Here is a 10,235-nt window from a genome sequence, read left to right as displayed (position 1 = left end):
CAAGCTGCTCGCCGACGGCGAGCTCGGCGACGTGTGGCGCTTCGAGTCCCGCTTCGAACGGTGGCGGCCGCAGCCGAAGGGCGGCTGGCGCGAGTCCGGCAACCCGGAGGAGATCGGCGGGCTCCTCTACGACCTGGGCAGCCACGTCGTCGACCAGGCCCTGGTGCTCTTCGGCCCCGCGGTGAGCGTGTACGCCGAGTCGGACGTCCGCCGCCCGGGCGCGGAGGCCGACGACGACACGTTCCTCGCCCTCACGCACGCGAACGGCGTCCGCTCGCACCTCTACGTGAGCGCCACGACCGCCCAGCTCGGCCCCCGCTTCCGCGTCCTCGGCTCCCAGGCGGGGTACGTGAAGTACGGCCTCGACCCGCAGGAGGCGGCGCTGCGCGACGGCAAGCGCCCGGCCGCGCAGGACCCGTGGGGCGTGGAGCCCGAGTCGATGTGGGGCCGGGTCGGCTCCGGCGAGTCCCCGCTGACCGGCGGCGGCCGCCCCACCGCGACGCTGCCGGGCGACTACCCCGCGTACTACGCGGCGGTGGCCGACGCCCTGCGCGGTACCGGCGAGAACCCCGTCACCGCGCACGAGGCGGCCGCGGCCCTGGACGTCCTGGAAGCGGCCCGCCGCTCGGCCCGCGACGGTGTGACGGTGACCCTGTGACCACCACGCCCTCCGCCGCGTCCACGCCCCCCGGCGCCCCGACCGTCGACGAGCTGGAGGCCCAGGAACGCCGCCTGGTCCTCCCCCGCTTCACGCACGACGACGCGTGGGCGCTCGGTACCCTCCTGGTGGAGCTGGCCCGCGAGCGCCGCGCCCCCGTGGCGATCGACATCCGGCGCGGCGGCCAGCAGCTCTTCCACGCGGCGCTGCCGGGTTCGACCCCGGACAACGACGCCTGGATCGACCGCAAACGCCGCGTCGTGGAGCGCTACGGATGCGCGTCCCTCCTGGTCGGCTCCCGCTTCCGCGCGAAGGGCACGACGTTCGAGGACTCCTCCCGCCTCGACCCCGACGTGTACGCGGCGCACGGCGGCGCGTTCCCGATCGCGGTCGAGGGCGCGGGGGTGATCGGCGCGGTGGTGGTGTCGGGGCTGCCGCAGGTGAAGGACCATGAGTTGGTCGTCGAGGCGCTGGAGCGTTTCCTCGCACCCCAGGGGTAGTCATGTCCGCACACATACGGGTGGGCGTCCAGGCTCTCGTACTCCGCGACGGTCATGTCCTCCTGGGGCTGCGGGCCCACACCTTCGGCGCCGGCTCCTGGGGGCTGCCTGGCGGCCGCCTGGAAGTGGGCGAGACCCTCGCCGAAGCGGCCCGTCGTGAGCTGGCGGAGGAGACCGGACTGGTTGCACGTGAACTACGTGTTGTCTGCGTGACCGACCCCGACCCCGCCGCCAACCACCACATGCAGATCGGTGTGGAGGTGGTGCACTCCACCGGCACTGTCCGGGTACGCGAGCCAGACCGCTGCGAGCGCTGGCAGTTCTGGCCCCTGGACGGTCTGCCCCAGCCGCTGTTCGTCGGTTCGGAGCCTGTGCTGCGCTCATTCGTCAGTGGCGCGTTCCACAGACCGTGACGCACTGGTGCCGTGGTTTCGCCGCCCCCTCGGCCCGCCTCGGGACGGCAGGCCTCAAGTGACCGTCGGCCAGTGACGCCACGCGACCCGCAAGGCGTCCTGGGCCGGGTCCTCCCCCGCCTGGAACTGTTTCCACGTACTCGACAGTTTCCAGAGCCGCTGGAACTGCGCCGCGCTGTCCGCGTAATACGCGCTGTCCTTCAGGAACTTGACCTCGAAGACGCGAGGCCCCCGCCTGGTCCGGCCCTCCGGATCCGTGGTGATGTAGGGCTCGAAGAATCCCAGATCCGATGTGAGCAAGATGGACCCGGAGAGATCGATGCGTGCCAACTTCAGCTCAATGAAATCCGGGTAGCGTTCCTTGAGTCCGAGGTAGGCGTTGATGACCGGAAGGAAAGATTCCCTGTAATAGGAGCTCTCTTTCACCGCGTCCACGAGGTCGAGGAGACGTGCGTCTTCGGGCGGCTCCCGGGGTATCGGCGTCGATGACGCCAGGTTGTTCCAAGGGCTGCTGATGATGACCCTGAAGGTGACCCGCCTTTCGAGGGCGCCGATGATCGCCGAGCGGAAGCGATCCGTTTCACTGAGGAAGTACGAGCTGCCCCCGTGGGCGATCAGCCACAACATGCTCTGCTCAGTCTCGATCGCACCGAGCTTGGCCCCGTTCCGTTCCGCATTCTCTCCGGGCATGTACATGTGCTCGATCACGAACGGATAGTCATCCGTCTGCGCCATGGCAGCCCGCAGATGCGCCAGCGCCTCCCGTATCGCGAGGGTCTGGGCGTTCTCACGGCCGAGAGTTTCCACGGCCATCAGCTCGGCCGCCTCCAGCAACGCCGCCGCTCGCTGCCTACGCATCAAGCTCGCCGACTGGCCGCTCGCCGCCTCGAACTCCGCCACAGCCAGAGCCGCTTGGGCCACCACCGTCTCGCGATGGGTCACCCCGAGGAACGCCGAAGCGTTCAGCTTCACGACCTCCAGCTCCCTCAACTGCTGTTCACCGAGCTCCACGTCGTGACTGTCCGCTGCTGCCTCGAACCTCGCCGTGGCCAGCGCGCGCCGCGCGGCAATGGAGACGGGGTGATCACCGCCCTTCAGTGCGATGGAGCGCTCCGCCGACCTGTCGAACCCTCGCAAAGCGTCACCCATCCGACCGGCATCCCAGCCCGCCCTGGCAACCTCCAACCGCACCCAGTCCGCTGTCAGACGCGCATCCGGATCGTCACCCTGACCCGATTCCATCTCCTTCAACGCCTTGCCCGCCCAGAATTCCGCGCCCTCCAAGTCGCCCCTTCGCAGGCTGACAGCGCCCAAGTTGGCGAGGATCCGCCCCCTTTCAGGGACGTGACGGTCCAGCGCGGCCCCGCTCAGCGCTCGACGCAGGACGGCCCGCGCCGCCTCAAGTTCCCCGTGTTCGGCGAGCAGGGCACCCAACTCGTTCCAGACGGAGGCTGCGTACACCTCACGGTCCGCCTCGACGATCTCCATGCACCGGAGCGCCATGCCGGCCACCGACTTGGACAGCACGTTCATACCGAGGGCACCGAGGAGCTTCGCGAGGTGGATGAGCCGCAGGACGCGATCCTCAGTAGCAGCGTCACCGACAAGTTCCGGATCCAGCGGCCGAAACTCCCGCAGGAGGCCGCCCACAAGGACTTCCAACCGCAGCCTGCCCCGCCCGTCCAACCGCGTGGGAGACAGCAGCATTTTCTCCGCGTCCCCGACCGCCTCTTCGAGGGTTGAGCCGATGGCCATGTTCCTCACTCCTGACTCTCGCTCCGCAAGTCTTCGGACTGAGCCGTCAGCAGCAAGCGCAGCCGCTCCTTGTGCTCCTCCTCACCGTGGCCAGCGCGCGCCGCGCGGCGATGGCCGCCGGATGGTCGCCGCCCTTGAGCGCGATGGAGTGCTCCGCGGACCGGTCGAACTTCTGCAGGGTGTCGCTGATGCGGCCCAGGTCGCGATCGGCCCCGGTCCCGGCCCTGGCGACCTCCAGCCGCACCCAGTCCGCCGTCAGGCGCGCGTCGGGGTCGTCGCCCGGCCGCGCGTCCATCTCCTCCAGCGCCTTGTCGGCCCAGAATCCGGCGTCGCCCACGTCGCCCCTGCGCAGGCTGACCGCGCCCAGGTTGGCGAGGATCCTGCCGCGCTCGGGGACGCGACTGCCCCCGCTCGGCCCTGCTGAGCGCACGGCACAGGACGAGCCGCGCCCGCTCCATGTCACCGTGCTCGGCGAGCAGGGCACCCAACTCGTTCCAGACGGACGCCGCGTACACCTCACGGTCCGCCTCCACGATCTCCATGCGCCGCAGCGTCATGTCGGCCACTGACCGGGACAGCGTCTTCATGTCGAGCGCGCTCAGCAGCTTGGCGAGGTGGATGAAACCGTCGGCGCACAGCTGCCAGAACTCGTCGGCAGGGGCGGGCGTTCGGACGTGTTTCACACAGGACGCCAGTCGGCGCATGTCCTGCCGACGCGGCGTGGTGGGCGCCAGAAGCATCTCCTCCGCGACGGCAATGGCATCATCCAAGTGCCGCATGGACGTCATGGCCCCTCCCCGATGTCGCCGGATGAATGCCGATGCGCCAAGGTCTCAGCGGTGTATCCAGTGCACCGCTACCAACGAGTCATAGCCCGCCTTGTCGAGGGCCTCGGCCACCGCGGCACTGATCCGCAGTTTCTGTTCCGTCTCGGTCGCCTCCACCGAGTAGGGCCTCACGGCCAGGGGCCACTGGTCCCTGGCCAGATCCTCGACGCGGAACCGAAAGCGGTCGAACTGCTTGACCGCTTCGCGAATCGTGGCGGCGAATACCGCGTGCTCCGACGCACCGTCCCATGCGCGCCGCTCGATAATGAGCCCGAGAACCGCCGTCGGTGGATGCGGGCCGCCCCTCTCCACCGGACTGCCCGCGAACATCCCGTAGTCATCGGGTCCGACAGGGCAGTTGAGCCTGAGCGCAGGAACCTTCAAGTTCTTCCGAGGATCCCCGTACTCGAAGGAGACGTCGGCCACGCTGCCGGTCAACACATCGGCGCTGTCCGGTTGGCGCACCGCTTTCCACGCTTCGCCCTGCCGGGCGTCGTCGAAGCACACTTCAGGGAGCACTACGTCCTCGCCCTCGGGAAAGGTGAGGTTCAACAGCGCGAGATCGGAGCGCCGGTCGTAGTCGAGGACCTCGGCCTCGACCTGCCTGTCGTCGGAGAGGCGGAGCATGACCATGTCCAGGCCCTTGAGCTCACGGGCCTGGAGACAGTGCGCGGCGGTCAGAGCGAACTCCCGGGTGAGGCGGACTCCGGAGCCACGTCGGCAACTTTCACCCTGTCCGAGACCTTCTGCCCCGCGGCAGTCACCCTGCTGCCGGCAGGCATCGCCCTGCTGGCAGCCACTCCGGAAGATCTCGATGAAATGCTCGTCGTGCACCACGGGCCAGCCCCCGTCCGAACCCTGAGCGAACTCCCGTTTCCGCCCGGAAGACGCCATGGTAACCAGAATTGATTGCCATGGAATGGGCTCATGGCGCATCTCCGGGAAGATTCATTCAGGGGAAGATCTGTCAGAAGACCGGGAGGAGATCAAGGGGCGATCACACGCCTTCTCCGAGGTTTCGGCCACCTGATCCACTTCAGTCGTGTCTGCAACTTCCGCCACACGGAGATCCGTTCGGCATGAACCTCGGCGCGCAACAGCGAAAGCACACGACGATCGGCTTTCCGTGATTTCTTCACGGTCTTCTTGAACTCGACCCAGAATTCGTCGTTGTCGCTGATCCGGGGGTTGTTGTCCCGCTGCGTGTGCCACGTCCCCCAGGCCAGGTTCCAGCGCCGCCGCGCGGCGAAGGCGCGCTTGCAGGCGGTGAGCAGCGCGTCGCTGCCGTAGATCTCCAGGCGGGCCAGGAGCGGGGACATGGCGTCGGCCGGACCCGTATCGTCGGGCCGCCGTTCGGGGAAGGCGCCGGTCCGTCGGACCGTCTCCCTGAGGTCCGCCATCCGTCTGACGACAATCATGACCTCGTCGTAGACGGCCATACGCCGGTCCCACACGCGGTTCTCGCGTTCGCGCCGGGTCGTGGCCCGCTGGATGAGCCACGCACTGGAGAACGTCGCCAGGGCGCCGAACGCCGTGCCGGTGAGCGCCGCTTCGGCAGGAGACAGTCCCATGGCGTCATCATGGCGCGCCGGCGCCCCCGGCGAACCGGGAACGCCGTGCGCCGCACGCGGGGGCGCGCTACGCGTCCTTCAGCTCCTGCCGCTGCCGCCCCAGCCCCTCGATCTCCAGCTCCACCACATCGCCCGCCCGCAGGTACGGCTTCGGCTCGGGCTGTCCCATCGCCACGCCCGCCGGCGTGCCCGTGTTGATCACGTCGCCCGGGTGGAGCGTCATGAACTGGCTTACGTAGCGCACCACTTCCGCGACCGGGAAGATCTGCTCGGCGGTCGTGCCGTCCTGCTTCAGCTCGCCGTTGACCCAGAGCTTCAGGGAGAGCGCCTGCGGGTCGGCGACCTCGTCCGCGGTGACCAGCCAGGGGCCCAGCGGGTTGAACGTCTCGCAGTTCTTGCCCTTGTCCCAGGTGCCGCCCCGCTCGATCTGGAACTCCCGCTCGGACACGTCGTGCGCCACGGCGTACCCCGCGACGTGCGCCAGCGCCTCCTCGTGCGACTCCAGGTAACGCGCCGTACGTCCGATGACCACGGCGAGCTCGACCTCCCAGTCCGTCTTGACCGAGCGGCGGGGCACCAGGACGGTGTCGTCGGGGCCGACCACCGTGTCCGCCGCCTTGAAGAAGACGACCGGCTCGGCGGGCGGCTCGGCCCCGGTCTCGCGGGCGTGGTCGTGGTAGTTGAGGCCGATGCAGACGACCTTGCCGATCCGTCCGACCGGCGGGCCGACACGCAGCCCGCTCGCGTCGAGAACGGGCAGGTCACCGGCTTCGGCGGCGGCCCGTATCCGGTCGAGCGCGGCCGCGTCGGCGAGCACCGTGCCGTCGATGTCGGAGACCACCCCCGACAGGTCCCGGAGCGTTCCTTCGGCGTCGAGGAGCGCCGGACGCTCCGCGCCAGACGTACCGACTCGCAGCAGCTTCATGGTCAGACTCCATTCCTTCGGTAGCCCGGCCGATGGGTAGCGGCCATCGGAGGTTTGGTCGATCGTCCAAGGTCCGGGTGCGGTATGCAATACCCGGTTCACGTACTGGACCGTTACCCGGCGGTAGCCAGCATCCCCGCCCCGCCCGGCATGTCCCGGTACAGCACCGCACGCTCGACCGCGCTCCACGTCGTACTCGTCACCACGTACAGCGCGGCGGCCAGCGGCACCACGGCCACCGTGAACAGAGTCATGAACGACATCAGCGGCATCACCTTCGTGATCGCCCCCATGCCCGGCACCTGCTGGTCACCGCCCTGCTGCGCCTGCGGGGCGGCCGCCATCTGCGCCTTGGTGCGCCGGTAGTTGAAGGTGGCGACGGCGGCGACGATCACGAAGAGACCCACGTAGACCAGCCCCTGCGCGCCGAAGACCCCGCCGTCGGCCAGCGCGTCCTTCCACCGGCCGCCGAGCGGCGCGGCGAAGAGGGTGTGGTCGAGGAGCGTGTTGGCGTCGCCGCCGATGCTGGAGCTGGAGAAGAGGTGGTAGAGCAGGAAGAACGCCGGCAACTGGAAGAGGCTCGGCAGGCACCCGGAGAGCGGCGACACCTTCTCCTTGCGGTGCAGTTCGAGGACGGCCTTCTGCAGCTTCTCGGGGTTCTTGGCGTGCTTCTTGCGCAACTCGGCGATCTGTGGGTTGAGCTTGGCGCGCGCCTTCTGTCCGCGGGCCGAGGCGCGTGAGAGCGGGTGCACGAGGAGCCGTACGCAGGCGGTGAACAGCACGATCGCGGCGGCGGTCGCCGAGGCGTGGAAGAGCGGATCGAGCAGGTCGGCGATGTGCCCGACCAGCTCGGCGAACAGGGACATGAAAGCGGACATGGAGAAGCCCTCCGGGGGTCTCGTCGTGCCGGGAGAGAGGGCGACGGGCAGCGAGGGCTGCCGTCGCGTCGGCATGACGGCCCGCGAGGGGGTCTCAGGAAGGGCGCCTCAGGAGCTGGGCGTGTTCCCCTACGCGGCCGTCGGGAAGAGACGGCCGGGTGCTCGGGGGCGCCTGCGACCCCTGGCGTCGGGGTCGCGTTGAGGCAGGAAGGCGGTGCGCATCTCACGGTCGCGGATGGCCGTGCGCACCCTGGTGCGGGGCACGGCGGGCGCGCAGCGCGCGGCGATCACGGAGCAGGCGGCGAGCGCGGAGCCCGCGGCGGCGGTCGCGGCGAGCGCGACGGCGGAGGCGAGGCCGCCGGTGTCGACGAGGACGACCTCGACGAGGAGGAACAGGAGGAGCAGGGCGGGGCGCGCGGCCGTCTTCCAGTTCTTCCAGCCACGGATCACGTCGTGCATCGCCGTCCTCCTCCTCTCTACTCGTCGTATCTACTCGTCGTACTGCAGTACTGCAGTACTGCCGTTATACAGGATCGGCTTCGACCGGCTGAAGCAGCCTGCGGGGTCGGGCCAGCGCGCGGCTGACCGGATCCACCGGGTCCGGATCGAGTCCGGGGTCCGGCAGCATCTCGACGTCGGCGGGCGGGACGAGGTACCCGCAGGCCGGGCAGTCGCCGACGGCCCCCAGTTCCGTACCGCACTCCGCATGGCGGAAGACGCGGTGCGGTGCGCCTTCGGTGAAGTTGTCGCGCCCCCAGGCACCGAGCATGCACAGGGTCGACCAGAGCCGCAGGCCCCGGTCGGCGATCACCTACTCGTGGCGCGAAGGAGCCTTCGCGCAGGCCCTCTTCTCCAGGACCCCCGCGCCGACGAGCGTCTGGAGGCGCTGGGCCAGCACACGCTCGGCACGTCCGCGATGAACATCGCCTGGCTGGTCTTCCTCTGGTCCGGCGTCTCCTTCGTCGTGGCCCTTCAGGCCAGGCGCCTGGTCGGCCGGGTCTCGGCCCGCCACCAACTGGCCGTGGGCTTCGTCCTGCACGCCGTCGCCGCCCTGACGATGCTGGGCGCGGTCGGCGCGGGATCCTGGCCCCGCCTCGTGCCCGGCCTCGTCGTCTCCGGCGTGGGCAGCGGTCTGCTGAACGCCGCGCTGCCGCTGCTCGCGGTGTCCACGTCCTCCGGCGACCCGGGGCGGGGCACGGACGTGGCCATGGCGGTGTCGGCCGGTTTCGCGGTGCTGGCGGCGGTCAGCGTGCTCCTGCTGAGGGAGCGGCGGAGCTGACCGTGGCGTCCTCGCCCTCGATGGGATCACTCGCCAGGACCTCGTCGTCCGGCCGCCCGTCCGCGCGGTCGGCCGGACCGGCGTACGACACCGTGAGCGCGACGGCGAGATTGGCGGCGAGCGCGACGATCCCCGCGTTCACCCCGAAGACGGGGTCGTGCTCGCTGAAGACGAGCGCGCACACGATCCCCACCCCCACGACGAGTCCGCTCAACGCGCCCACCAGGGTCAGCTTCCGCCACACGAGCCCGAGCAGCAGCATCGGTACGAGCTGCGCCATCCCCTCGTACGAAATGAGCGAGAGCCGTACGAGCGTGTTGGGCGCCCCGTAGGTGAGCGCGAGGGCGAGCGCGCCCGCCACGACGACCACGCCCTGCGAGGCGAGCTTCTGCCGCTGCGGGGTGCGCCACCTCGGCAGCAGCGACAGCACGCTGCTGCCCCACATGGTCCCGATGACCAGCATGAACACGGCCATCGGCACGATGGAGGAGAGCGCGGCCGCGACACCGATGACGCCGACGGCCCACGCGGGCAGCGAGTCGACCACGAGCTCGAACAGCGCGAGGTTGGACTCGGCGCCGACGAGTCCGGGCACGACGAACAGCGCGGCCATGCCGAGCAGCATGGGCACGAAGAGCAGCACGTTGTAGGCGGGCAGCCAGATGGCGTTGCGCCGCAGCCCGTCCGCGCTGCGCGCGCCCAGGTATCCGGCGACGGTGGTCGGGAAGATGACGACGGTCAGCGCGTTGAGCAGCGACGTCGTGGCGAACCACGCCTCTCCATAGGGGCTGCCTCCGCTGCCGGGGAGCGTGAGCCAGGCGCTCTTCTCGTCCACGATCCGGTCGAGGAACGGCCCGTATCCGTCGAAGTAGTGCTGGGGGACGTAGACGGCGAGGAAGGCGAGCGTCCCGACGACGAGCACGTCCTTGAGCACGGACACCCAGGCGCTCCCGCGCAGCCCGCTCACCACCACGAACCCGGTCGTGACCGCGAAGCCGATGAAATAGGCCCAGTTGAGGCTGATCGCGCCGTAGGAAATGGTGGAGACGACGACGCCCATGCCGGTGATCTGCAACTGGATGTAGGGCAGCAGGAAGACGGTGACGAGCAGGGCGACACCGGCGCCGAGCCAGGGCCGCCCGTACCGGTGGGCGACCATGTCGGAGATGCTGACGAGCCCGTGCCGCCGGGCGTAGGCCCAGAGCATGGGGCCGACGACGTACCCCACGGCGTATCCGCAGGACATGTACGCGACGACGTACAGCACGGGAGCCCCGTAGTTGTACCCCCAGCCCGCGGCCCCCAGATAGCTGAAGCTGGTGTAGCCCTCCCCCGCCATCAGCACCCAGATGAAGACGGCCCCGAGACTGCGCCCGCCCACCGACCACTCGGCGATCCCGCCCTGCTTGCCGCGCCCGCGGACGGCGGC

At 69.7% G+C, this 10,235-nt stretch carries 12 protein-coding genes and 1 pseudogene; 4 read left to right on the top strand and 9 right to left on the bottom strand.

The window, feature by feature from the left end; genetic code table 11:
- From AOK03_RS35750 to AOK03_RS35740, 3 genes are all read left to right on the top strand, one after another.
- Nucleotides 1-658: Gfo/Idh/MocA family oxidoreductase (locus AOK03_RS35750; protein WP_244177879.1), on the top strand; the 658-nt coding region annotated here is incomplete at its 5' end.
- The gene (locus AOK03_RS35745) at nt 655-1,158 is read left to right on the top strand and encodes a heme-degrading domain-containing protein (RefSeq protein WP_055569553.1); all 504 of its coding nucleotides are present in this window, start codon (nt 655-657) and stop codon (nt 1,156-1,158) included. The genes AOK03_RS35750 and AOK03_RS35745, both read left to right, overlap by 4 nt.
- Before the next feature lie 2 nt (nt 1,159-1,160).
- On the top strand, nt 1,161-1,571 hold the full coding sequence (locus AOK03_RS35740) for a nucleotide triphosphate diphosphatase NUDT15 (RefSeq protein WP_055569552.1): 411 nt from the start codon (nt 1,161-1,163) through the stop codon (nt 1,569-1,571).
- Between the two features lie 54 nt (nt 1,572-1,625).
- On the opposite strand, the gene AOK03_RS35735 is transcribed toward AOK03_RS35740, so the two are convergent.
- The 8 genes from AOK03_RS35735 to AOK03_RS35700 form a co-directional block, all read right to left on the bottom strand.
- Nucleotides 1,626-3,326 carry a tetratricopeptide repeat protein gene (locus tag AOK03_RS35735; protein WP_055569551.1) on the bottom strand — a complete coding sequence of 567 codons (1,701 nt, stop codon included), beginning with the start codon at nt 3,324-3,326 and terminating at the stop codon, nt 1,626-1,628.
- Between the two features lie 46 nt (nt 3,327-3,372).
- Complete coding sequence (locus tag AOK03_RS35730) at nt 3,373-3,756, bottom strand: hypothetical protein (protein WP_055569550.1); 384 nt, start codon at nt 3,754-3,756, stop codon at nt 3,373-3,375.
- 403 nt (nt 3,757-4,159) lie between these two features.
- The gene (locus tag AOK03_RS35725; RefSeq protein ID WP_157869166.1) at nt 4,160-4,990 is read right to left on the bottom strand and encodes a S1 family peptidase; all 831 of its coding nucleotides are present in this window, start codon (nt 4,988-4,990) and stop codon (nt 4,160-4,162) included.
- Nucleotides 4,991-5,139: 149 nt separating this feature from the next.
- A complete protein-coding gene (locus AOK03_RS35720) occupies nt 5,140-5,724 on the bottom strand; it encodes a hypothetical protein (RefSeq protein WP_055569548.1) in 585 nt (194 codons plus the stop codon).
- 67 nt (nt 5,725-5,791) lie between these two features.
- A complete protein-coding gene (locus AOK03_RS35715) occupies nt 5,792-6,649 on the bottom strand; it encodes a fumarylacetoacetate hydrolase family protein (RefSeq protein ID WP_055569547.1) in 858 nt (285 codons plus the stop codon).
- Between the two features lie 113 nt (nt 6,650-6,762).
- The gene (locus AOK03_RS35710) at nt 6,763-7,527 is read right to left on the bottom strand and encodes a YidC/Oxa1 family membrane protein insertase (RefSeq protein ID WP_055569546.1); all 765 of its coding nucleotides are present in this window, start codon (nt 7,525-7,527) and stop codon (nt 6,763-6,765) included.
- A gap of 129 nt (nt 7,528-7,656) precedes the next feature.
- Nucleotides 7,657-7,986, bottom strand: coding sequence for a DUF6412 domain-containing protein (locus tag AOK03_RS35705; RefSeq protein ID WP_055569545.1), 330 nt, complete (start codon nt 7,984-7,986; stop codon nt 7,657-7,659).
- Between the two features lie 64 nt (nt 7,987-8,050).
- On the bottom strand, nt 8,051-8,338 hold the full coding sequence (locus tag AOK03_RS35700) for a hypothetical protein (RefSeq protein ID WP_055569544.1): 288 nt from the start codon (nt 8,336-8,338) through the stop codon (nt 8,051-8,053).
- Between the two features lie 66 nt (nt 8,339-8,404).
- Between AOK03_RS35700 and AOK03_RS35695 the strand changes: the two are divergent.
- Nucleotides 8,405-8,806 (top strand): annotated as a pseudogene (locus AOK03_RS35695) (MFS transporter); the annotation flags it as partial.
- Here AOK03_RS35695 and AOK03_RS35690 read toward each other — a convergent pair.
- Nucleotides 8,772-10,235: sodium:solute symporter family protein (locus tag AOK03_RS35690; RefSeq protein WP_055569542.1), on the bottom strand; the 1,464-nt coding region annotated here is incomplete at its 5' end. The pseudogene AOK03_RS35695 and the gene AOK03_RS35690 overlap by 35 nt on opposite strands.

Source organism: Streptomyces atriruber (assembly GCF_001418325.1).
GTDB classification, from domain to species: domain Bacteria; phylum Actinomycetota; class Actinomycetes; order Streptomycetales; family Streptomycetaceae; genus Streptomyces; species Streptomyces atriruber.
This window is presented reverse-complemented; position numbering and strand designations above follow the sequence as displayed.